General features: G+C 71.5%; 20 protein-coding genes. 14 read left to right on the top strand and 6 right to left on the bottom strand.

What is annotated here, in order from left to right:
• Positions 1–54: 54 nt before the first annotated feature.
• On the top strand, positions 55–846 hold the full coding sequence (locus tag ACWCP0_RS28900) for a chaplin (protein ID WP_451081706.1): 792 nt from the start codon (positions 55–57) through the stop codon (positions 844–846).
• 67 nt (positions 847–913) lie between these two features.
• On the opposite strand, the gene ACWCP0_RS28895 is transcribed toward ACWCP0_RS28900, so the two are convergent.
• Positions 914–1102: a DUF5703 family protein gene (locus ACWCP0_RS28895; protein ID WP_451081705.1), complete on the bottom strand. Its 189-nt coding sequence runs from the start codon at positions 1100–1102 to the stop codon at positions 914–916.
• A 47-nt stretch (positions 1103–1149) separates the two neighbouring features.
• Between ACWCP0_RS28895 and ACWCP0_RS28890 the strand changes: the two genes are divergently transcribed.
• Positions 1150–1821 carry a hypothetical protein gene (locus ACWCP0_RS28890; RefSeq protein WP_451081704.1) on the top strand — a complete coding sequence of 224 codons (672 nt, stop codon included), beginning with the start codon at positions 1150–1152 and terminating at the stop codon, positions 1819–1821.
• A gap of 226 nt (positions 1822–2047) precedes the next feature.
• Here ACWCP0_RS28890 and ACWCP0_RS28885 read toward each other — a convergent pair whose 3' ends face one another.
• Together ACWCP0_RS28885 and ACWCP0_RS28880 are read right to left on the bottom strand one after the other, a co-directional pair.
• Positions 2048–4144, bottom strand: a complete 2097-nt coding sequence (locus tag ACWCP0_RS28885; RefSeq protein ID WP_451081758.1) for a helix-hairpin-helix domain-containing protein — start codon at positions 4142–4144, stop codon at positions 2048–2050.
• A gap of 53 nt (positions 4145–4197) precedes the next feature.
• Positions 4198–5181, bottom strand: a complete 984-nt coding sequence (locus tag ACWCP0_RS28880) for an aldo/keto reductase (protein ID WP_451081703.1) — start codon at positions 5179–5181, stop codon at positions 4198–4200.
• A 126-nt stretch (positions 5182–5307) separates the two neighbouring features.
• Between ACWCP0_RS28880 and ACWCP0_RS28875 the strand changes: the two genes are divergently transcribed.
• Both ACWCP0_RS28875 and ACWCP0_RS28870 read left to right on the top strand, forming a co-directional pair.
• The gene (locus ACWCP0_RS28875) at positions 5308–6357 is read left to right on the top strand and encodes an LLM class F420-dependent oxidoreductase (protein ID WP_451081702.1); all 1050 of its coding nucleotides are present in this window, start codon (positions 5308–5310) and stop codon (positions 6355–6357) included.
• A gap of 446 nt (positions 6358–6803) precedes the next feature.
• Positions 6804–7613: a ferritin-like domain-containing protein gene (locus ACWCP0_RS28870; protein WP_451081701.1), complete on the top strand. Its 810-nt coding sequence runs from the start codon at positions 6804–6806 to the stop codon at positions 7611–7613.
• 52 nt (positions 7614–7665) lie between these two features.
• Here the strand turns inward: ACWCP0_RS28870 and ACWCP0_RS28865 are convergent, their stop codons facing one another.
• Positions 7666–8652, bottom strand: coding sequence for a magnesium and cobalt transport protein CorA (locus tag ACWCP0_RS28865; protein ID WP_451081700.1), 987 nt, complete (start codon positions 8650–8652; stop codon positions 7666–7668).
• A gap of 84 nt (positions 8653–8736) precedes the next feature.
• On the opposite strand from ACWCP0_RS28865, the gene ACWCP0_RS28860 reads away from it, so the two are divergent.
• From ACWCP0_RS28860 to ACWCP0_RS28840, 5 genes are all read left to right on the top strand, one after another.
• The gene (locus tag ACWCP0_RS28860) at positions 8737–9435 is read left to right on the top strand and encodes a histidine phosphatase family protein (RefSeq protein ID WP_351223892.1); all 699 of its coding nucleotides are present in this window, start codon (positions 8737–8739) and stop codon (positions 9433–9435) included.
• Between the two features lie 67 nt (positions 9436–9502).
• Positions 9503–10093, top strand: coding sequence for a DUF3090 domain-containing protein (locus ACWCP0_RS28855; RefSeq protein WP_451081699.1), 591 nt, complete (start codon positions 9503–9505; stop codon positions 10091–10093).
• Positions 10057–10899, top strand: coding sequence for an SCO1664 family protein (locus tag ACWCP0_RS28850; RefSeq protein ID WP_451081698.1), 843 nt, complete (start codon positions 10057–10059; stop codon positions 10897–10899). The genes ACWCP0_RS28855 and ACWCP0_RS28850 overlap by 37 nt, the downstream gene beginning before the upstream one ends.
• Positions 10900–11049: 150 nt before the next feature.
• Complete coding sequence (mshC, locus tag ACWCP0_RS28845; protein ID WP_451081697.1) at positions 11050–12279, top strand: cysteine--1-D-myo-inosityl 2-amino-2-deoxy-alpha-D-glucopyranoside ligase; 1230 nt, start codon at positions 11050–11052, stop codon at positions 12277–12279.
• Positions 12280–12393: 114 nt separating this feature from the next.
• Positions 12394–15456 carry an NPCBM/NEW2 domain-containing protein gene (locus ACWCP0_RS28840; protein WP_451081696.1) on the top strand — a complete coding sequence of 1021 codons (3063 nt, stop codon included), beginning with the start codon at positions 12394–12396 and terminating at the stop codon, positions 15454–15456.
• A 68-nt stretch (positions 15457–15524) separates the two neighbouring features.
• Here the strand turns inward: ACWCP0_RS28840 and ACWCP0_RS28835 are convergent, their stop codons facing one another.
• A complete protein-coding gene (locus ACWCP0_RS28835) occupies positions 15525–16562 on the bottom strand; it encodes a PAC2 family protein (protein WP_451081695.1) in 1038 nt (345 codons plus the stop codon).
• Between the two features lie 252 nt (positions 16563–16814).
• Between ACWCP0_RS28835 and ACWCP0_RS28830 the strand changes: the two genes are divergently transcribed.
• From ACWCP0_RS28830 to ACWCP0_RS28810, 5 genes are read left to right on the top strand one after another with little or no spacing between them, the layout of a single operon-like run.
• Positions 16815–18140 (top strand): enolase C-terminal domain-like protein, encoded by a 1326-nt coding sequence (locus ACWCP0_RS28830; RefSeq protein ID WP_451081694.1) that lies wholly within the window; start codon positions 16815–16817, stop codon positions 18138–18140.
• Positions 18137–18928: an SDR family NAD(P)-dependent oxidoreductase gene (locus tag ACWCP0_RS28825; RefSeq protein WP_451081693.1), complete on the top strand. Its 792-nt coding sequence runs from the start codon at positions 18137–18139 to the stop codon at positions 18926–18928. The genes ACWCP0_RS28830 and ACWCP0_RS28825 overlap by 4 nt, the downstream gene beginning before the upstream one ends.
• A 26-nt stretch (positions 18929–18954) precedes the next feature.
• Positions 18955–19989, top strand: a complete 1035-nt coding sequence (locus tag ACWCP0_RS28820) for a sugar ABC transporter substrate-binding protein (protein ID WP_451081692.1) — start codon at positions 18955–18957, stop codon at positions 19987–19989.
• A 3-nt stretch (positions 19990–19992) separates the two neighbouring features.
• A complete protein-coding gene (locus tag ACWCP0_RS28815) occupies positions 19993–21507 on the top strand; it encodes a sugar ABC transporter ATP-binding protein (protein ID WP_451081691.1) in 1515 nt (504 codons plus the stop codon).
• Entirely contained in the window at positions 21504–22532 is a 1029-nt protein-coding gene (locus ACWCP0_RS28810; RefSeq protein WP_451081690.1) for an ABC transporter permease, read from the top strand. The genes ACWCP0_RS28815 and ACWCP0_RS28810 overlap by 4 nt, the downstream gene beginning before the upstream one ends.
• Positions 22533–22577: 45 nt before the next feature.
• On the opposite strand, the gene ACWCP0_RS28805 is transcribed toward ACWCP0_RS28810, so the two are convergent.
• Positions 22578–23249 (bottom strand): FadR/GntR family transcriptional regulator, encoded by a 672-nt coding sequence (locus tag ACWCP0_RS28805; protein ID WP_451081689.1) that lies wholly within the window; start codon positions 23247–23249, stop codon positions 22578–22580.
• Between the last annotated feature and the right edge of the window lie 47 nt (positions 23250–23296).

Below are 23296 nucleotides of genomic sequence, written 5' to 3'. Positions count from 1 at the left end.
CCCGGGCGACGGCGCGCGGGAGCATTCCGGAAGTGAGAAGGCAGGAAACCAGCTATGCGACAGGTCACGCGAAAAGGCCTGATCACCGTGGCGGCCGCGAGCGGCATGCTCGCACTCGGCGGCGGCTACGCCCACGCGCACGGGGGTGCGGGTGCCCACGGCGGCGCCTCGAATTCCCCGGGTGTGCTCTCCGGGAACACGGTCCAGGTTCCGGTACACGTCCCGGTCAACGTCTGCGGCAACACCGTGAACGTCGTCGGGGTGCTGAACCCCGCGTTCGGAAACGGCTGTGCGAACACGTCCACGCCGAACCAGGGCGGGGGCGCCCACGCCGAGGGCGGTACGGCGAAGTCTCCCGGGGTCGGCTCCGGCAACACGATCCAGGTGCCCGTCGACGTACCCGTGAACGCGTGCGGGAACAGTGTGACGATCGGCGGCCTGGGCAACGCCGCGGTAGGCAACGGCTGCGCCAACGGGCCGGACGGGAACAACCCGGGGGAACCCGGTGAGCCTGGTGAGCCTGGTGAGCCGGGGGAGCCGGGGGAGCCGGGAGAACCTGGAGAGCCGGGGGAGCCGGGGGAGCCGGGAGAACCCGGTGAACCGGGGGAGCCTGGGGAACCCGGGGAGCCGGGCGAGCCCGGTACGCCCGGGGAGCCGGGGACGCCGATCGAGCCGTCGGTCCCGAACACCCCGAACACCCCGGACACCAACACCGTCACCCCGCCCGAGGGCACGGACGAACTCGCGCAGACCGGTGCCGGCCCGCTCGGGCTCGTGATCCCCGCGGCCGCCGGCCTGCTGCTCGGCGGTGCGGTCCTCTACCGCAGGGCCCGCGCCTCCGCGTGATCGTGCCGTGACGCAACGGAACGGGCCCGCAACAGCGGGCCCGTTCCGTCCTTCGTGCAGCAGGAACTCACCACGTGGCGCGAACCTGACGGATGATGCGTCGGCGCAACCGGATCCTGCGGCTGCCGTCCCGGCGGAGACTCAGTCGGTCCAACTCCCAGTGTCCGTACTCGGCATGGTCGGTCAGCAGGCGGGTCGCCTCCTTGCGGGAGACCCCGCGTGGCACGTACACGTCGACAAATTCGTATTCCGGCATCGCATCTATTGTGCGGGCAGAGCCCCAGTACGGATAGCGTCTGCTCTATGTCTGATGCATCCGCTCCTGCGCAGCCCACAGCTGCCGAGGTTCGCGCCGCCGCCGAGGCGGTCAAAGCCGCGCTGGACCGTCACCTCGAAGCGGTCGAACGCCGCACGGGAGAGGACGACCCGGCGGTCTACGACGCCTTCAATGCTCTCGCCGCCGCGGCCGAGGCGTACGACGAGCGCCTCTACGACCGCTACGACGAGGTCACGCCCTTCGAGATCCCCGGAGCGGACGACTCCCTTCCGCCCTACGCGGGTCCCGACGAGCCGAACGCCCTGAGCGTCCTCATCCGCCGCGACTACGCCGTCGTCGAACCGCAGCGGCTGCTCGCCCAGGCCCAGCGCATCGCCGACGTGGACCGGGACGAGGCCGCGGACCAGACGTCGGCGGCAGTGGTCGGCACGAGCGTGCACGCAGCGCTGGGTGTGCTCTTCGGCGAGTACGAACCGGATGAAATCGCCTCCCGGCACAAGGAATTCGGCCTCGAGGAGGGCGACTCCACGCTCTGGGTGTCCGCGGCGGACGAGCTCCCGGAGCCGGGGGAGTGGCTGAGCACCCCGTTCGACCAGGCCGACCCGGAACGGATCGTGTGCCGCTTCGACGTCAGCTCGGTCTTCGACGAGGACGAGGTGGACGAGGACCTGGACGACCTCGACACAGCCGGTACGTAACGCCTTCCCGGGCGCTGACGTCCCTCGAGCCCCCGCCGCCGTCCCGGCCACCCGGCTTGCCCGGCGGCGGGGGCGCGTCTCGAGTCCACCGGGCTGCCGGGTCGCGCGACGGTGGGCGGCGCCTGGTGAGCCCGCCCGGCGCCCGCGGGCGAAGGACACTCGGGCCGCCCGGAGAAGGGCACCGCGCACGTCGCGGCGGCGCTCACCTCCCCGCGGGGCGGGCCGCCTACTCGCCCGGGGCGACCAGCAGCCCCTCCAGCAGCGCCCGCAGCCGTGTCGTCCGCTCCTGGGCGGGGACCTCCGCCACCGCCCGCGGCAGGGCCTGCTCCACGCCGTGGACGACGGACAGATGGCGCTCGCCGCGGCTGAAGGCGGTGTAGACCCAGGGCCGGCTCAGGCTCTGCGCCGCGTCGCCCGGCAGCACGACGACCACCGCGGGCCAGCGCATCCCGGCCGCCTGGTGCGCGGTGAGCGCCCAGCCGTGCCGGAGCGTGGAGTCGACCCGCTCCTTGGGTACGACGACCTGCGTGCCGTCGCAGTCGAGCTGCAGGCCCTCCGCGGCGGCAGAGACCACCGCGCCGGACACGGTCCGCCCGGCCGCCGGGACGTACGCGATCCGGTCGCCCGGGTCGAAACCGCCGAAACGGCCGGGGCCGGGGTTGAGCCGCTGCTTGAGCGCCGCGTTGAGCGCCCGGGTGCCGGCCGAGCCCCCGTGGCCGACCGTGATCACCTGGGTCTCGCCGGCCGGTACGCCGATCGCCCGCGGCACCGAGTCCGCGACCAGCTGGACCGTACGGTGCACGGCCTCGCCGGCGTCACGAACGGGGACGATCACGACCTCCTTGCCGGGCGCCTCCACGGCGCTCAGCTCGCCGACGCCGATGCCGGAGACCAGCTCCCCGATCGGGCCCGGGTCGGGCGTGCGCGACGCGATCTGCGGGCACACACGGGCGGCCAGCACATCGGCGAACACCCGCCCCGCACCCGCCGACCACAGCACCCCGGGATCGCCGCTGAGCAGCAGCCGGCTGCCGTCGGGCATCGACTCCACGAGCATCGCGGCGGCCTCGACGTCCAACTGCGGTGCGTCGAGGACCGCGAGCAGATCGAGGGCCAGCGCGCCGTCCTCGTCGCGGCCCGGGCCCTGGGTGCCGGAAAGCAGTCCATGCACGGTGACCGCCTCGGCGCCGAGCCTGCGGCGGCCGTTCTCACTGTGGACCGCGATCACTGCGCGCAGGCCGAGCGCACGGGCCGTTTCGACCGCGGCGACCGGCTCGGCGCGCGCCGCCTCGCCGCCCGTGTGCAGCACGAGCCCGTGGCCACCGACGGCCCGGTCCAGTTCCGGCCCGTCCCAGCTCTCGTCGGGCCCCGTTTTCACGAGCCGGGCCAGACCGTCCGCGAGGCTCTCCTCCGCGAGCGCGTACCGGTCGAGCCCCAGCAGCACGGGCACGGCCGGCTGCTCCTGCTCCTGTCCCTGCTCCTGTCCCTGCTCCGGCTCCTCGGTGCCCTCGCTCTCCTCCAGCCCGTCCTGGAACACCAGGACGGCGCCCTCGGAGATCGTGTGCTCCAGCGCCTCGTCCGGGTCGGGAACCGAACGCCCGTCGAGCGCCTTGCGCACGACCGACGACTCCAGGGCCGTGTGCCCCTGCAGCGCGGCCTGCTCCAGCAGCCAGGTCACCAGCGCTGCCGCCCGCCGCTCGTCGCCCGGTCCGCACCCCTCACCGAGCAGGGCCCTGGCGAACCCGTCGGCCTGCTCCGGCCGCACACCCGGCACGCCCAGCAGCCGCCACGGGTCCTCGCGCAGCGCCTCCGCGGCCTGTTCGCCGAGCACGCCTGCGACCCGCGCCGCGAGCTCCCCGGGTGCCCCGCCCGCCACCAGCACCTCCAGCACGGCCGCCACGGCGTCCGGGTCGGCCTGCTGCGGGGCGGGCTCCTGCTCCGGCACCCGCGACCGCGCCGGCACCGAGGACGCCGCTGGCCGCCGAGGCGCGGTGGGAGCTTCGAAGAACGTGCTCCCCGACTTTTCCCCGCTCTCCACGGCCCGCACGGCTGCCAGCAGATCGGCGGCCGTCCCGCTCAGCTTCGTGCCGGCCTCGATCGGACCGCTCTTCTCGGCCTTACGCTGCTCGATCCGAGCCCTCAGCTCCCGCTGCGCCGCCCGCTCGGCCTCGGCCTCGGAGACGTCGCCCGCCTCGCCGCCGCTCTCCGACGTGCGGGTGCCGCCCTCGTCCGGACCCGGGGCCGTCTCGGGCTCACCGTCCGCGGCCGTCTCGGGCTCACCGTCCGCGGGTGCGGGCCCGGACGACGTGGCGGTGTCCTCCATGCCCTCCGCGGGGACGTCGGCCGGGGATCCGGGGGTCGCCCCGGGAAGCGCAGTCACAGCGTGCTCCAGTCCTGGTCGGGATAGCGGTGCACGGGCGCCGACACGTCGTCGAGCGCCTGGCAGATCTCGTCAGGAAGACTAAGGGTCTCCACTGACAACGCCGCCGTGAGCTGCTGTGCCGTGCGCGCGCCGACGACGGGGGCCACCACGCCCGGACGGTCGCGGACCCACGCCAGCGCGACCTCCAGCGGAGTCGTCGCCAGGCCGTCCGCCGCCGTCGCCACCGCATCAACGATGCGGCTCGCCGTCTCGTCCAGATACGGCTCCACGAAGGCGGCCATCAGCTCCGACGCCCCGCGCGAGTCCCCCGGCGTCCCCGTCCGGTACTTGCCGGTGAGCACTCCGCGTCCCAGGGGCGAGGAAGGCAGCAGCCCCACGCCGAGGTCCAGCGCCGCGGGCAGCACCTCCCGCTCCACGCCGCGCTGCAGCAGTGAGTACTCCATCTGCGTGCTCGCCAGGCGCGTCCGTATGCCCGGGGCGGCCAGCTGCCAGGTCGCCGCCTTCGCCAGCTGCCAGCCGCAGAAGTTCGACACCCCCGCGTACCGCGCGCGACCGCTGCTCACCGCGAGGTCCAGGGCCTGGAGCGTCTCCTCCAGCGGCGTCAGCGGGTCGAACGCGTGGATCTGCCAGAGGTCGACATAGTCCGTCCCGAGCCGGTCCAGCGACGCGTCCAGCGCGGCGAGCAGGTGGGCACGCGAGCCGTCGAAGCGGCGGTCCGCCTCGAGGACGCTGCCCGCCTTCGTCGCGATGACCAGATCACGCCTCGGAACGAGCCGCTCAACGAGCCGCCCCAGCAGATACTCGGCCTCCCCGCCGCCGTACACATCAGCCGTGTCGACCAGCGTGCCGCCCGCCTCCCAGAAGACCTTCAACTGGTCGGCCGCGTCGTGCTCGTCGGTGTCCCGCCCCCACGTGAGGGTGCCGAGCCCGATCCGGGACACGCGCAGGCCGGTACGGCCGAGATGCCTCTGCTCCATGGCCGCGAGATTACTGGCCACGGCCCCACCCGGAGCGACCCTGTGGACAACTCGCCCCTGACGGATCCCGGAGACCCGCGCTAGAGTCCCGCGACAAGGACGTTACTCACTGGTAAGGGGAGCGGTATGCGGCTCGGCATCAATCTCGGCTACTGGGGCGCGGGGATGGACAGCGACAATCTCGCCGTCGCCCAGGAGGCGGACCGCCTCGGCTACGACGTCTGCTGGGCGGCCGAGGCGTACGGCTCCGACGCCCCGACCGTGCTCGCCTGGGTCGCCGCCCAGACCGAGAGCATCGACGTCGGCTCCGCGATCCTCCAGATCCCCGCCCGCCAGCCCGCGATGACCGCGATGACCGCGGCCACCCTGGACTCGCTCTCCGGCGGCCGCTTCCGGCTCGGCCTGGGCGTGTCGGGCCCGCAGGTCTCCGAGGGCTGGTACGGCGTCAAGTTCGACAAGCCCCTCTCCCGCACCCGTGAGTACGTCGAGATCGTCCGCAAGGCGATGACCCGCGAGCGCCTCTCGTACGAAGGCGAGCACTGGACCCTCCCGCTGCCCGGCGGCCCCGGCAAGCCGATCAAGCTCACCGTCCACCCCCAGCGCGAGCACATCCCGCTGTACATCGCCGCGATCGGCCCCAAGAACCTGGAGCAGACCGGCGAGATCGCCGACGGCGCCCTGCTGATCTTCCCCTCGGCGGACCACCTGGAGGACACCGCGATCCGCCACATCCGCGCGGGCCGCGAGAAGGCCGGGAAGACCATGGAGGGGTTCGACGTCTGCCCGACCGTCCCGCTCGCCGTCGGTGACGACGTCAACGGCCTGGCCGACATGTTCCGCCCGTACACCGCGCTGTACGTGGGCGGCATGGGCAGCCGCAAGCAGAACTTCTACAACCAGCTCGCCCGGCGCATGGGTTACGAGAAGGAAGCCGCGGAGATCCAGGACAAGTACCTGTCCGGGGACAAGGCCGGGGCCGCGGCGGCCGTGCCGCACTCGCTGATCGACTCGACGACACTGCTCGGTTCCGTCGAGCGGATCGCCGAGAAGATGCAGGCGTACGCCGCTGCGGGGGTCACGACCCTCACGCTCGCGCCCGCCGGCTTCACGCTCGACGAACGCCTCGCGGCGCTGCGGGCCGGCACGGACGCCCTGGAGCGCTCCGGACTCGCGTGAGTGAGCCTGCGGCCGTGGTGGGGGCTCGGGGTCATCCCCGCCACGGCCGTCACGACACCTAACGCGCCACGTCCCGCCGGGTCACGCCCCTTGCACGCACCGGGCGTGCCTCTCCCGGAACTGGGGTGCAAGCCCTCAGCCCCGAAGACGTGACCGGCACCGTCCGGTGGGCCCGGGTGGCCGGGCTCATGCGCCGGACGGGCTTGATGTGTGCCGGTACCGCCCGGTGGCCCGCGGTGTCCGTCCTCACAGGATCCCCGTGCCCCCGCCAGGGCGTGGGGCACGGGGATCCGAGCCCGGCAGGCAGCCCGGAAGCCGCGTGCCGCTCGCGCCGTCGCCGCTCGCGCGCTCCTTCTTTCGGTGGAGTTCGCCCGCGCACCTGTTGCCGGGACGGCTCGTCGGCATTTGACTCGTTCTTTGCGGACACCTGACCGGAGGTGGCAGTGATGCTCACGGCCCGAAGCCTGTTCCAGGAAATCCTCGACCACGACGATTCCTATCAGCTGTTCTGTTCGATCGCGGCCAGCGGTGAGACCCAGGGAGGCTGGGAGAACGGCCGGATCGCGGCCCTCGTGCCGGAGACGATGCACGACCTCGCCCCGAAGATCACCCGGCACGGCGCCGACGAGGACAAGCACGGCCGGATCTTCAACGCCCTCCTGAAGAAGCGCGGCCTCGAGCCGGTCGACGTACCGCCGGAGACCGACTACACGATGCTGCTGGAGAAGCAGGGCATCGGCCTGGCCCACGACAAGCTGCGCCGCGACGAGCGGCTCACCGAGAACGACATCGTCGTCTACCTCTCGCACAGCCGCGTCACCGAACAGCGCGCCGCCGACCAGATGGACATGCTGGTCAAGTACTTCGGGGAGCACCCTGAGGTCGGCAAGGCCATCAGGCAGATCTGCAACGACGAGGACAACCACCTGGCGTACTGCCACGAGGAGTTGCTCCGCCTCGCGTACGCGGGCCACGGCCGCACCATCCAGCGCACCCTCCGCGAGAGCGCCCTCACCGAGATCGCGGTCTACCGGGACGTCAGCCTCGCCGTGATGTCCCACATGGGCAGGCTCCTGAAGTGGCCGAAGCCCAAGACCGCGGCGCTCGCCGCCGGTATCCGGGCGATGTACGCGTACGAGCGCGCCGGCGGCTGGCGGCGCATGGTCAGCCTGAGGATGCCCGAGCGGCGCGACGCCCTGGGGGTCCCCCCGCCGGAGGCAGGGGGAGGTCCGGCGACGACGGCTCCGGCCTTCTGAACCCGTCTTTTCGATCCCGCCCCTCCGACCGCGGCCGGTCGGCCGAGCGCCCCTACAGCCAGCCCCGCCGCTTGAACGTCCGGAAGAGTCCGAACTCCACGACGACCAGGAGCAGGATGAGCGCCGGATACGCCCAGACCCACCGCAGCTCGGGCATGTGCTCGAAGTTCATGCCGTAGATCCCGGCCACCATCGTGGGCACCGCGGCCATCGCCGCCCACGCCGAGATCTTCCGCACGTCGTCGTTCTGCCGCACGCCCATCTGCGCGAGATGTGCGGACAGGATGTCCGAGAGCAGCCGGTCGAGCCCTTCCACCTGCTCGCTGGCGCGTGTCAGATGGTCGCTGACGTCCCGGAAGAACGGCTGCGAGTGCCGGTGCACGAAGGGCACGGTCGCGCCCGCCAGCCGGGTCATCGGCGCCGCCAGCGGAGCGGTGGCCCGGCGGAACTCCAGCACCTGCCGCTTGAAGTTGTAGATCTTGGCCGCGGTGTGCCGGGACGTGCCCACCCGGATGGGCGTGAAGACCTCCGTCTCCATCTCTTCGAGGTCCACCTGCAGCTCGGCCGCGACCTCGATGTAGTGGTCGACGATGTAGTCGCACACCGCGTACAGCACCGCCGTCGGACCGTGCTTCAGGACGTGCGGATCGGCCTCCAGCCGCAGCCGTACGGCATGCAACGGCGCGCTCTCCCCGTGCCGGACGGTCACCACGAACGAGTCACCGACGAAGACCATCACCTCGTCGGTGGAGACGGTGTCGGTCACGGCGTCGTACCTCACCGGCTTGAGGACCATGAACAGCGAGTCGTCGTACACCTCGAGCTTGGGACGCTGGTGGGCGCTGAGCGCGTCCTCGACGGCCAGCCGATGCAGCCCGAACTCGCTGCTGACGAGGTCGAACTCGTCCTTCGTCGGCTCGTACAGCCCGATCCACAGGAAGTCGTCCCCGGTCGCGCGCGCCTCGGTGAGCGCGTCGGAGAAGTCGTCGGGGCCCTTGGTGCGGCACCCGTCCCGGTAGAGGGCGTAATCGACGATCACGCGCGCATTCTTCCGCGCCGGGGGCGCCCTCGCACCTCCACGGCGGCGTACAGGCTCGCCGGGACACCGCTTAGGCTGGCCGTCATGGCCACGTTGATCCTCGTACGCCACGGACGCTCCACCGCCAACACCGCAGCGGTGCTCGCGGGCTGGACACCCGGTGTCGCCCTCGACGAGCGCGGTGCCGCGCAGGCCGCGGCGCTGCCCGGGCGGCTCGCAGGGGTGGAGCTCGCCGCGGTCGTCACCAGTCCCCTCCAGCGCTGTCTGGAGACCCTGCAGCCGCTGCTCGACGAGCGTCCGGGGCTGCCGCTGCACACCGACGAACGGATCGGTGAGTGCCACTACGGTGACTGGTCGGGCCGCAAGCTCGCCGAACTCGCCGACGAACCCCTCATGGAGGTCGTGCAGCGGCACCCCTCCGCGGCGGCCTTCCCGGGGGGCGAGTCGATGCGCGCGATGCAGGCGCGGGCCGTCGACGCCGTACGCGAGTGGAACGCGCGGATCGAGGAGGAGCACGGCGAGGACGCGGTGTACCTGATGTGCTCGCACGGCGACATCATCAAGTCCCTGGTGGCGGACGCGCTCGGGATGCATCTCGACCTCTTCCAGCGGATCCACGTCGAACCGTGTTCGGTGACGGCGGTCCGCTACACCCGGGTGCGGCCGTTCCTGCTGCGGCTCGGGGACACGGGGGACTTCGGGGTGCTCAAGCCGGTGCCCAAGCCGCAGGAGGAGGGCGCCGACGGGTCCGCTGTGATCGGGGGCGGTGCGGGCGCACCGTGATCGGATCGCGCAGTAGGGTGGACGGGCCGAAAGCCCGCTGAATCTCGAGTCTCAAGGGAGACAGGACGTGTCCCGTCAGGTGTTCCTCTACGACCCACCGGAGCGCTTCGTGGCCGGTACGGTCGGGCTGCCTGGACGTCGTACGTTCTTCCTCCAGGCTTCCGCAGGGGGGCGCGTGACGAGCGTCGCCCTGGAGAAGACCCAGGTCGCCGCGCTCGCCGAGCGCATCGACGAGCTGCTGGACGAAGTGGTGCGGCGCACCGGGGGCAATGCCCCGGTGCCGGCCGTGGCACCCACGGACGTATCCGACACCGCGCCGCTCGACGCGCCGGTCGAGGAGGAGTTCCGGGTCGGCACGATGGCGCTGGCCTGGGACGGCGAGGAACAGCGCATGATCGTCGAGGCGCAGGCGCTCGTCGAGCTGGACGTGGACTCCGAGGAGGACCTCGCGGAGGCCGAGGAACGGCTGCTGCAGGACGAGGAGAACGGTCCGCCCATGCTGCGCGTCCGGCTGAGCGGGGCGCAGGCGAGGGCGTTCGCCAAGCGCGCCCTGGACGTCGTGAACGCGGGGCGGCCGCCGTGCCCGCTGTGCAGCCTGCCGCTCGACCCGGAGGGACATGTATGCCCGCGCCAGAACGGATACCGTCGCGGAGCGTGACGATCAACGCGAACGCGCACGCGACGGCTCTCGAACTGCTCACCGAGGGTGAGCTGACGGTGAAGGGGCGGATCCGCGAGGCGTCCAACGCGGTGCTGTACTGCTCCGTCTCGTACGACGGCGAGGAGGCGCACTGCGTCTACAAGCCGATCGCGGGCGAGCGCCCGCTCTGGGACTTCCCGGACGGCAATCTGGCGCAGCGCGAGGTGGCGGCGTACGAGCTCTCCGAGGCGACCGGGTGGGGGCTCGTTCCGCCGACGGTGCTGCGCGACGGGCCGTACGGCGAGGGCATGGTCCAGCTCTGGATCGAGGGGGACCCGTCCGCCGGGCTGCTCGCCCTCGTCGAGGAAGAGGAGCCGGGAGACGGCTGGAAGGCGGTCGGCTTCGCGGACGTGGGGGAGGGGCGGACGGCACTGCTCGTACACGCCGACGATCAGCGGTTGCGGAGGCTGGCCGTCCTGGACGCGGTGATCAACAACGGGGACCGCAAGGGCGGGCATCTGCTGCCGACGCCCGACGGACGGCTGTACGCGATCGACCACGGTGTCACCTTCAACGTCGACGACAAGCTCCGCACCCTGCTCTGGGGCTGGGCGGGCGAGCCCCTCACGACGGAGGCGGTCGAGGTGCTCGGCACCCTGATGGCCTCCCTCGCCGACGGCGCCGCCCTGGCGGTGCGCCTCGGGGAGCTTCTCACCCAGGCGGAGGTGACCGCCGTGCGCTCCCGCGTGGCCGCCCTGCTGGCCTCCCTGAGCCACCCGGAGCCCTCGGGGGGGTGGCCCGCGATCCCGTGGCCCCCGGTGTAGGACCCCGGCGCAGCCCCTGTTCCAGGTCCCGCTCTCCGTTCCAGGGCCTGCTCCATACCTCCAGGTCATCGCCCTGCGCAAGAGTGCCGAACCGGCCAAGAGGAGGCATCCGGTTCGTATCCGGAACCGGCATCCGGTTACGCTCATGGCATGCATGCCTGGCCCGCTTCTGAGGTCCCCGCCCTGCCCGGCACGGGCCGCGACCTCCAGATCCACGACACCGCGACCGGGGGGTCCGTCACCCTCGACCCCGGTCCCGTCGCCCGTATCTACGTCTGCGGAATCACCCCGTACGACGCGACCCATCTGGGTCACGCGGCGACCTACAACGCGTTCGACCTCGTGCAGCGCGTATGGCTCGACACCAAGCGGCAGGTGCACTACGTCCAGAACGTGACGGACGTCGACGAACCCCTCCTCGAGCGCGCGCAGCGCGACGGCGAGGACTGGGTCGGGCTGGCCGAGCGCGAGACCGCGCTGTTCCGCGAGGACATGACCGCCCTGCGGATGCTGCCCCCGCAGCACTACATCGGTGCCGTCGAGGCCATACCCGGAATCGTTCCCCTCGTCGAGCGGCTGCGCGACGCCGGCGCCGCGTACGAACTCGACGGTGACATCTACTTCTCCGTGGAGTCCGATCCGCACTTCGGAGAAGTGTCGAACTGCGACGCCGGAATGATGCGCGCCCTCTCCGCCGAGCGCGGCGGCGACCCCGAGCGGCCGGGCAAGAAGAGCCCGCTCGACCCCATGCTCTGGATGGCCGCCCGCGACGGCGAGCCCAGTTGGGACGGCGGCAGCCTCGGCCGCGGCCGGCCCGGCTGGCACATCGAGTGCGTCGCGATCGCCCTCGACCACCTCGGCATGGGCTTCGACGTGCAGGGCGGCGGCTCCGATCTGGCCTTCCCGCACCACGAGATGGGCGCCTCGCACGCCCAGGTCCTCACCGGCGAGCACCCGTTCGCCAAGGCGTACGTGCACGCCGGCATGGTCGCGCTGCACGGCGAGAAGATGTCGAAGTCCAAGGGCAATCTGGTCTTCGTCTCCACGCTGCGCCGCGAGGGCGTCGACCCCGCCGCCATCCGGCTCGCGCTGCTCTCCCACCACTACCGCGCCGACTGGGAGTGGACCGACCAGGTCCTGCGGGACGCCGAGGCCCGCCTCGGCCGCTGGCGTGCCGCCGTGTCGCGGCCCGACGGGCCGTCCGCCGACGCGCTCGTCGAGGAGATCCGCGAGGCCCTGGCCAACGACCTGGACGCCCCCGCCGCGCTCGCCGCCGTCGACCGCTGGGCCGAACTCCAGCGCACCGAAGGCGGTACGGACGAGAGCGCGCCCGGTCTCGTGTCCCGTGCTGTGGACGCGCTGCTGGGCGTCGCTCTGTAAATCCGCACGTCGTCGGCACGTACCTGCTCGCCGCCCCTGGACTTCTCTCCGGAGTCCGGGGGCGGTTCCGTTTTGTCCATGGCCTCATGCTTGTTTCTGCGCTAATTACGCATCATGCAATCACCAAAACGCATCAGGCGCGTCAGATCGGCGGTGGCCGGAGCCCTGCTCGGTCTCCTCGCGGTGCTCGCGGGACCGGGAAGCGCCCAGGCCGAACCGTCCCCCACCACCGTCGGGGAGGTCACCGGCTTCACCGCCGACGGACCCGTCCACCGCCTCACCGCCGGGCAGGCCGTGGCCCGCGTCAGCTTCGTCTCCCAGGAGACCTTCCGCATCGAACTCGCCCCCGACGGCGACTTCAGCGACCCGACGGGCGCCGACATCGTCCTCCCGCAGGGCAGTCCGCCCGCCATGCGCTGGAGGGACAAGGGCGACCGCTACGAGCTCAGCACGTCGAAGGTGACCCTGCACGCCTACAAGTCACCGCTGCGCTTCGCCCTGTACCGGGCCGACGGCAGGCGGCTCTGGGCCGAGACGCAGGGCCTGACGTGGACTCAGGACCGCATGACCCAGACACTCGCGCGCGGCGGCGACGAGCAGTTCTACGGCGCCGGCATGCAGAACGGCCGTGGCAACACCTCCCACCGCGGCAAGACGGTCGAGGTCGGCGTCGACTACAACTGGAACGACGGCGGCCACCCCAACTCCGTCCCGTTCTACCTCTCCTCGGCCGGCTACGGCGTCTACCGCAACACGTACGCACCCAACACGTACGTCTTCGGCGAGCCCGTCACCACCACGGCCCAGGAACAGCGCTTCGACGCCTACTACTTCGCGGGGCCCGGCGCCAAGGACGTCATCGGGCAGTACACGAAGCTCACCGGCAAGCCCTTCATGCCGCCCGTCTACGGGCTGGAGATCGGCGACGCCGACTGCTACCTGCACAACGCCAACCGCGGCGAGAGGCACACCCTCGACGCGCTCGAGGTCGCCGACGGCTATGTCGAGAACGACATGCCCAACGGCTGGATGCTCGTCAACGACGGCTACGGCTGCGGCTACGAGAACCTCGGCGAGACCGCCCATGGCCTCCAGCAGCGCAGGATGCAGCTCGGTCTGTGGACCGAGGACGGTCTCGACAAGCTCGCCGACCAGGTCAAGGCCGGCCAGCGGGTCGCCAAGCTCGACGTCGCCTGGGTCGGCGCGGGCTACAAGTTCGCCCTCGACGGCTGCAAGGACGCGTACGCCGGTATCGAGGCGAACAGCACCGCCCGCGGCTTCACCTGGGCGCCCGAGAGCTGGTCCGGCGCGCAGCGCTGCGGCGTCCAGTGGTCCGGCGACCAGGCCGGCACCTGGGAGTACATCCGCTGGCAGATCCCGACCTACGCGGGCGCCTCCATGTCCGGCCTCGCATACACGACGGGCGACGTGGACGGCATCTTCGGCGGCAGCCCCAAGACGTACACCCGCGATCTGCAGTGGAAGATGTTCCTGCCGGTCACGATGACGATGGACGGCTGGGCCGCCAGCGACAAGCAGCCTTTCCGGTACGGCGAGCCCTACACGTCCATCAACCGCGGCTACCTCAAGCTGCACGAGGCACTGCTGCCCTACATCTACACGCACGCGCACGAGGCCACGAAGACCGGCGTCGGGCTCGCCCGCCCGCTCGTGCTCGAGTACCCCGACGACGCCGAGGCCGCGACGGACGCGGCCAAGTACGAGTTCCTGAGCGGGGAGGACTTCCTCGTCGCGCCCGTCCACCAGGACGCGACGAAGCGCGACGGCATCTATCTGCCGAAGGGCACCTGGATCGACTACTGGAGCGGGCGGACCCACGAGGGCCCGGTCACCGTCGACAACTACAGCGCCCCGCTCGACACGCTCCCGCTGTTCGTCCGCGCCGGTGCCACGGTGCCCATGTGGCCGGGCGGCATCCGCTCGTACGCCGACCGCACCGCGGACTCCCCGCTGGCCTGGGACATCTACCCGCAGGGCAGGTCCTCCTTCACGCTGTACGAGGACGACGGGGTGACGCGCGAGCACCGCGCCGGCAAGTACGCCACCCAGCGCGCCGACGTCGAGGCGCCGCAGCGCGGTGCGGGCGATGTGACCGTACGCATCGGCGCGAGCAAGGGCTCCTTCACCGGCAAGCAGACAGCCAGGCCGTACCAGTTCACCGTGCACACCGGCGACGCGCCGAGCGCGGTCGAGCTCGATGACCGCACGCTGCCCCGGCTCACCTCGAAGGCGGCGTACGAAGCGGCGGCGCGGGGCTGGTTCCACGACCGCCACGACCGCGACGACCGCGGCGGTGTGGTCAAGGTCAAGACCCGCGCCCTGCGGACCGACCGGGCCTTCGTCCTGGAGCTGGAGGACACCGCGGCGGTCGGCGGCGCGGTGCCGGGCGCGGCCGCGGTGGTCGCCGTGCCCGCGGGGCAGGAGCTCGGTGCCGGGGCGCCCGGAAAGATCGCGGTCGACGTCACGGCGGGCAGCCGCGACGCCACCGGGGTCTCCGTCTCGCCGGCGGCCCCTGCGGGCTGGCAGGTGACGCCCGCGGCGACGGTGGACCGTGTTCCGGCGGGCACGACGCGGCGTGTGGAGGTCGACGTCACCCCCGCGAAGGACGCCGAGCCGGGCGAGGCGACACTCACCGCGACCGTTCGGTACGCGGCAGCGGGCCAGGACCGTACCGCCGTACAGCGGTTCGCCGTCGGGGTGATGCCGGAGCCGCCGGCCGCCGACGCCTGGGCGAGCGATCTGGTGTGGCTCACGTCCACGAACGGCTGGGGCCCGCCCGAACGGGATCGCAGCAACGGCGAGTCGGGCGCGAGCGACGGACACACGCTCACGCTCGCCGGAACGACCTACGAGAAGGGGATCGGAGCGCACGCCGACTCCGACATCGAGGTCTACCTCGGCGGCCGCTGCACCGCGTTCACGGCCGGCGTCGGCATCGACGACGAGATCAACGGCTACGGCGAAGTGGCCTTCTCGGTCGAGGCGGACGGCAAGGTGCTGTGGACCTCGCCGAAGCTCAGCGGCGCGTCGGCGACCGTGCCGGCGGAGGTCGACGTGACCGGCGCACGCCACGTCCGTCTGCGGATCACCGACACCAACGGCTCCAAGACCGGTGACCACGGCGACTGGGCGGCGGCACGCTTCCGCTGCGGCTGACAGCTCGCAGGACCCGATGCGGGAGCGGGGCGGTGCCGGTCCGGCACCACCCCGCTGTCGCTGCTCGCTCAGTCCCCGGACGTGTCCGTGGAGCCCGGGCCCGAGTCCGAACCCGCGTCGCCCTCGGCCTCGCTCTCGTCCTCGCGTTCCGGCTTGGGCGGCTTGGCCGGCTTCGTACGGCCTCCGGTCGCCGTGTCGCGCAGGTACGTGCCCGCGTCGCCGCTCTCCGTCGCGTGCCCGCCCGGCGCCTGGCCGGGGCCCGGACCGCCGTCCCGGCGCCGCAGATAGCGCTCGAACTCGCGCGCGATGGCCTCGCCGGACGCCTCCGGAAGCTCGGCGGTGTCCCGCGCCTCCTCCAGCGTCTGCACGTACTCGGCCACTTCGCTGTCCTCGGAGGCCAGTTGGTCGACACCGAGCTGCCAGGCCCGTGCGTCCTCCGGCAGTTCACCGAGCGGGATCCGGAGGTCGATGAGATCCTCCAGCCGGTTCAGCAGGGCCAGCGTCGCCTTGGGGTTCGGCGGCTGCGAGACGTAGTGGGGCACTGCCGCCCACAGCGACACGGCCGGCACCCCGGCGTGCGTGCAGGCCTCCTGGAGGATGCCCACGATGCCCGTCGGGCCCTCGTACCGCGTCTCCTCCAGGTCCATCGACCTGGCCAGGTCCGGGTCCGACGTGACCCCGCTGACCGGTACCGGACGCGTGTGCGGGGTGTCGCCCAGGAGTGCGCCCAGGATCACCACCATCTCGACGCCCAGTTCATGGGCGAAGCCGAGCAGCTCGTTGCAGAACGAGCGCCAGCGCATGGACGGCTCGATTCCGCGGACCAGCACCAGGTCGCGGGGCTTCTCGCCGCCGACCCTGACCACGGAGAGCCGGGTGGTGGGCCAGGTGATCTTCCGTACCCCGCCGTCCAGCCACACCGTGGGCCGGTTGACCTGGAAGTCGTAGTAGTCCTCGGCGTCGAGCGCCGCGAACACCTCGCCCTTCCATTCCCGGTCCAGGTGTGCGACCGCGGTGGAGGCGGCGTCGCCGGCGTCGTTCCAGCCCTCGAACGCGGCCACCATGACCGGGTCGATCAGCTCGGGAACCCCCTCGAGCTCGATCACCCAGTGCCTCCTTTCGGCGTTTTCTTGCGTACGGACCAACCTTAAGGCTTCACGAGGGCCCGCCCGAGCCTCTGCGCACGGCCGGGTGAAGTTCGATACGGCAGGGGCATAGGTCAGGGGAATACCGGATTCGCACCGACATTCATCCGAGCTGTCACCGGATTTCTTCCGTCCCGCCCCTGGACTCTGCGGACGTGGCAGCGCTATACATCGGATGACCGAAGAGGTCCGATGTTCCAACGAGGGGCGTGCATGAGTCAGACCGTCACCGGGTTCGAGGTCCACGACGTCCGCTTCCCCACCTCGGAACAGCTCGACGGCTCCGACGCCATGAATCCCGACCCCGACTACTCGGCGGCCTATGTGGTCATCCGCACCGACGCGGGTGACGAAGGCCACGGCTTCTGCTTCACCATCGGACGCGGCAACGATGTCATCGCCGCCGCCATCGAGGCGCTGCGCCCCTACGTCGTCGGGCGCCCGGCCCCGGTCACGGCCGCCGCCCTCGCCGCACTCCACCGCGAACTCACCCATGACTCTCAGCTGCGCTGGCTCGGCCCCGAGAAGGGGGTGATGCACATGGCGGCCGGGGCGGTGATCAACGCCGCCTGGGACCTCGCGGCGACCCGGGCCGGGCAGCCCGTGTGGGAGTTCCTCGCCGGGATGACTCCCGAGGAGCTCGTGTCCCTCGTCGACTTCCGCTATCTCACCGACGCACTCACCAGGGACGAAGCGCTCGCGATCCTGCGCGCCGCCGAGCCCGGCCGGGCCGCGCGGGCCGAACGGCTGCGTTCCGAGGGCTATCCCGCGTACACGACCTCGCCCGGCTGGCTCGGCTACTCCGACACGAAGCTGGTCACGCTCGCCGAACAGGCCGTCGCCGACGGATTCGGCCAGATCAAGCTGAAGGTCGGCGCCGACATCGACGACGACGTACGGCGGCTGAAGCTCGCACGCGCGGCGGTGGGCCCTGCCGTGCGCATCGCGATCGACGCCAACCAGCGCTGGGACGTCGCCGACGCGCTGCGCTGGATGGAGGCCCTGGCTCCGTACGAGCCGCACTGGATCGAGGAACCCACCAGCCCCGACGACGTCCTCGGCCACGCGGCCGTACGCGCCGGGCAGCCCGTCAAGGTCGCCACCGGCGAGCACGTCGCCAACCGGGTCGTCTTCAAGCAACTGCTCCAGGCCGGAGCCGTCGACTTCGTCCAGATCGACGCGGCCCGCGTCGCCGGCGTCAACGAGAACCTCGCGATCCTGCTGCTCGCCGCCAAGTACGGCGTCCCTGTCTGCCCCCACGCGGGCGGGGTAGGACTGTGCGAACTGGTGCAGCACCTCGCGATGTTCGACTACGTCGCCGTCTCCCGCAGCAAGGAGGACCGGGTCATCGAGTACGTCGACCACCTCCACGAGCACTTCACCGCCCCGGCCGTCGTCGAGAACGGCCACTACGTCGCACCGAGCGCTCCCGGCTTCTCCGCCCGGATGCACCCCGAGTCGCTCGCCGCCCACCGCTACCCCGAAGGGCCCGTCTGGCAGGCCCGCCGCACCGCCGCCGACGAGGAGGCCGACCAGTGACTGCCGTACGGGACTTCGGAGCCCGGGACTTCGAGGGGCTGTCCGCCCTGGTGACCGGCGGGGCCTCCGGCATCGGGGCCGCCGTCGCCACGCTGCTCCTCGCGCGCGGCGCCCGCGTCGCCGTGCTCGACCGCGACCCTGCGGGTGCGCCCGAGGGCACTCTCGCCCTCAAGGCCGATGTCACCGACGACGATGCGGTCCGTACGGCCGTCGAAGCCGTCGCCCACGAGTTCGGCGGTCTCCACACGGTCGTCTCCAACGCAGGCGTCGGCGCCGTCGGCACCGTCGCCGACAACACCGACGACGAATGGCGCCGCGTCCTCGACATCAACGTCCTCGGCATGGTCCGCACCGCGCGGCACGCCCTGCCCCATCTCCGGGCGGCCGCCATCGAGCGCCCCGGCCATGTCTCCCTCACCCACACGTGTTCGATCGCCGCCACCGCAGGACTGCCCCAGCGCGTCCTTTACAGCGCCTCCAAGGGAGCCGTCCTCTCCCTCACCCTCGCCATGGCCGCCGACCACGTGCGCGAGGGCATCCGCGTCAACTGCGTCAACCCCGGCACGGCCGACACCCCCTGGATCGGCCGGCTCCTGGACGAGGCCGCCGACCCCGCGGCCGAACGGGCCGCACTCGAAGCCCGTCAGCCCACCGGACGACTGGTCGCCGCCGACGAGGTCGCGGCCGCCGTCGTCTATCTCGCCAGTCCCGCCGCGGCGGCCGTCACGGGTACGGCACTCGCGGTCGACGGCGGAATGCAGGGACTGCGCCTGCGCCCCGCCACCTGAGCCGACAACCGTAGAAGGACAGGACCATGAGAGTGCGTACGACAAGTGCCGCAGCCTGCGCCGTACTTCTGGCCGTGACGGCCCTCGCGGGCTGCAACCGCGACCAGAGCGGCGGGTCAGGCTCCGCGGGCAAGGTGGGCATCGATCTGCCGCGCAGCGACAGCGACTTCTGGAACTCGTACCAGCAATACATCGAGAAGGGCGTCAAGGACGGCGAGGTCGACGCGCTCTCGCTGACCAACTCCCAGAACGACATCGGAAAGCTCGTCTCCAATGTCCAGGTCTTCACCGACCAGGGTGCCAGGGCCGTCGTCATGGCCCCGCAGGACACGGGCGCGATAGCCGAGACCCTGCAGACCCTGGAGGAGAAGGACATCCCGGTCGTCTCCGTCGACACCCGCCCCGACAAGGGCAGCGTCTACATGGTCGTACGGGCCGACAACCGCGCGTACGGCGAGCAGGCCTGCCAGTACCTAGGCGAGCAGCTGAAGGGCAAGGGCAAGGTCGTCGAGTTCCAGGGCGACCTGTCGTCCATCAACGGGCGGGACCGCTCCGAGGCGTTCAAGTCCTGCATGGACAAGCACTTCCCCGGTATCCGGGTCTTCGAGCTGGCCACGGACTGGAAGGGCGACGTCGCGTCGGCCAAGCTCCAGTCCACCCTCGCCGCGCACCCCGACATCAACGGCATCTACATGCAGGCCGGCGGTGTCTTCCTGCAGCCCACTCTCGCCCTCCTGGAGCAGAAGAAGCTGCTCAAGGCGCCGGGGACGCCCGGTCACATCACGATCATCTCCAACGACGGCATCCCGGAGGAACTGGCAGCCATCCGGGAGGGCAAGATCGACGCGACGGTCTCCCAGCCCGCCGACCTCTACGCCGAGTACGCGCTGTTCTACGCCAAGGCTGCCCTGGAGGGGAAGACCTTCAAGGAGGGCGCGACCGATCACGGCTCCACCATCATCAAGATCCCGAACGGCTTCGAGGACCAGCTCCCGGCGCCGCTCGTGACCAAGGAGAACGTGGACGACCCCAAGCTGTGGGCCAACCAGCTGGAGAAGTAGCAGATGGTCATGCCAGCAGTGCACGCGGAAGGCATCGTCAAGCGCTTCGGTCCGACCGTCGCGCTCGACGGCGTCCGGCTCACCGTCGCGCCCGGCGAGTCCCACGCGCTCGTCGGGCGCAACGGCGCCGGAAAGTCCACGCTCGTCAGCGTCCTCACCGGACTGCACCGGCCCGACGCGGGCACGGTCGCCTTCGGCGGGGAGCCGGCCCCGGCCTTCGGCGACACGGCGGCCTGGCAGTCCAAGGTCGCCTGCGTCTACCAGAAGTCCATGGTGGTCCCCGATCTCACCGTGGCCGAGAACCTCTTCCTGGGCCGCTTCGAGGCCGGCCGCCGCACGATCAGCTGGCGCAGGCTCCGGCAGCGGGCGGCGGAGCTGCTCGCCGAGTACGGGGTGAACGTCGACCCCACCGCACGCGTGAAGGATCTCGCCGTCGAGCAGCGGCAGTTCGTCGAGATCGCGCGGGCGCTGTCCTTCGGCGCCCGGCTGATCATCCTCGACGAGCCGACCGCGCAGCTCGACGCCCGCGGCATCCGGCGGCTGTTCGCGAAGCTCCGCGAACTGCAGGGCCAGGGAGTGGCGTTCCTCTTCATCTCCCATCATCTGCAGGAGGTGTACGAACTGTGCACCGCCGTCACCGTCTACCGCGACGCCCGCCACGTCCTGTCCGCGCCCGTCGCCGAACTCGCCAAGGACGATCTGGTCGCCGCCATGACGGGCGAGGCGAGCGTCGGCGCCTCCGGCCGGCACGCCCCGGCGAGCACCGCACAGGACGCCGAACCGGTCCTGCGCACCGAAGGGCTCGCGCTGGACGGCCAGTTCGAGCCGCTCGACCTGGAGGTGCGGGCGGGCGAGGTGCTCGGGCTCGCGGGCGCCGCCGCCAGCGGCAACACGGCACTCGGCGAGACCCTGGCCGGGCTGCGCAGGGCGACCGCGGGTCGGATCACCGTACGCGGCACGACCGTCCGGCCGGGCAGCGTGCCGCACGCACTCGACGCCGGGATCGGCTACATCCCCGAGGACCGGCACATCCAGGGGCTCGTCCCCGACCGCAGCGTCGCCGAGAACGCCACGCTGACCGTCGCCGACCAGCTCGGCCCGTGGGGGACCGTACTGCCGTCTCGTACAAGGGAATTCGCTCAGTCCATGATCAGATCACTCGACATCAAGACCCAGGGGCCGCAAGCGAAGGTCTCCGGGCTCTCGGGAGGCAACCAGCAGAAGGTCGTGGTCGCCCGCGCCCTGGCCCGCAGGCCGAGCGCGCTGGTCGCCGTCCGGCCCACCGCCGGAGTCGACGTCAAGTCCAAGGACGCGCTGCTCGGCGTGGTCCGCAGGGTGGCCGACGAAGGCGGCGCGGCCGTCATCATCTCGGACGAGCTGGACGATCTGCGGGTGTGCGACCGGGTGCTCGCCCTCTTCCACGGACGGGTCGTCGCGCGCTTCGGGACCGGGTGGACCGACCGGGAACTGGTGGCAGCCATGGAAGGCGTGGGGGCCATGGGGGAGGAGCGGGAATGACCGACACGATACGGCCTGTGACGGCCGACGACCTCACGGCCGACAGGCCGCTGAACCGGCTGCGGCTCATCCGGTGGAGCGACTTCTCGCTCGTGCCGGTGATCCTGGTGCTGATGGTGATCGGCTTCATCGTCTCGCCGGTCTTCCTCACCTCCAACAACCTCATCAGCGTCGTCCAGCAGTCGTCCGAGCTGAGCCTGCTGGTGCTGGGCCAGGCGCTCATCCTCATCTGCGGCCGGATGGACCTCTCGCTGGAGTCGACGATCGGCATCGCCCCGGTCGTCGCCATGTGGCTGATCCTGCCGGCCGAGGGCGGCCGCTTCGCCGGCCTCGAACTCCTCCCGGTCTGGACGGCCATTCCGGTCTGCCTGCTGGCCGGACTCGCCATCGGCGCGGTCAACGGTTTCCTGATGCTGAAGCTGCGCGTCAACGGCTTCATCGCCACGCTCGGCATGCTGACCATGCTGCGGGGACTCCACATCGGCATCACCGAGGGCAAGTCGATCACCGATGTGCCGGAGTCCTTCCGCTACCTCGGCAAGACCGACTGGCTGGGCGCGCCCGCCGCTGTCTGGATCTGTCTGGCGCTCTTCGCGATCGGCGGCGCGGTGCTGGCGTATCTGCGCCACGGGCGTGCGCTGTACGCGATCGGCGGGAACCCGGAGGCGGCCCGGGCCGCCGGCATCCGCGTCGACCGCATCACCTGGATCGTTCTCGCGATCGGCGGACTGCTGGCGGCGTTCGCGGGCATCCTCTACACCGGCCACTACGGATCGGTGGCAGCCACCCAGGGCAACGGCTGGATCTTCCAGGTCTTCGCGGCGGCCGTGATCGGCGGCATCAGCCTCAAGGGGGGCCGCGGCACGCTCTTCGGCGCGCTGACCGGCGTGCTGACGCTCCAGCTGGTCGTCAACGTGATGACGCTGGGCGGGGTGCCGGCGCTGTGGAACCAGTTCCTGAACGGCGCGATCATCATCGTGGCGCTGGTGATCTCGCGGTTCGCGAGCGGCGAGAAGCAGGACTAGCGTCCGCGGCGGGCCCGGACGGCTGCACCGTACGGGCCCGCCGCGTCAGAGCGTCGACCGGAGCCACTGCTCCACGCTTGCGATGTGCACCGTCGCCCACGAGCGCGCCGCCTCGGCGTCACGGTCCCGGAGCGCCGCCAGGATCGCCCGGTGCTCGTGGAGCGTGCGGCTGACCGCGTCCTCCTGGGTGAGGCCGCGCCACACGCGGGCCCGCGTGGTCGGCCCCGACAGCCCGTCGAGCAGGGAGCAGAGCACCGAGTTGCCGGATGTCTGGACGATGCCCCGGTGGAACTCCAGGTCCGCGGCGACCAGTTCCTCCACCGAGGGCGCCGGGCCCAGCGCGTCCAGCTGGGAGCTCAGCGCGTCCAGCTCGGCCTCGCTGATCCGGGACGCGGCCATCGCCGTCGCCGCGGGCTCCAGGATGCGGCGTACGGCCAGGAACTCCAGGACCGTGTCGTCCCGGTGGAAGTCCACGACGAAGCTCAGCGCCTCCAGCAGCAGCTGCGGGTCCAGGCTGGTGACGTACGTGCCGTCGCCCTGCCGTACGTCGAGGATCCGGATCAGGGACAGCGCGCGCACCGCCTCGCGCAGCGAATTCCGGGACAGGCCCAGCTCGGCGGCGAGTTCGCTCTCCTTGGGGAGCCGGTCACCGGGCCGCAACGCACCCGAGACGATCATTCCCTTGATCTTCTCGATGGCCTCGTCCGTGACAGCCATGACGTCCCCCTCGCACTCGTTCCTCGAGTCATCCGATGTCTGAGCGT

It is taken from the genome of Streptomyces sp. NPDC001970 (genome assembly GCF_053594115.1).
The sequence above is the reverse complement of the archived record's forward strand: the minus strand, read 5'-3'. Positions and strand labels throughout refer to the sequence as shown.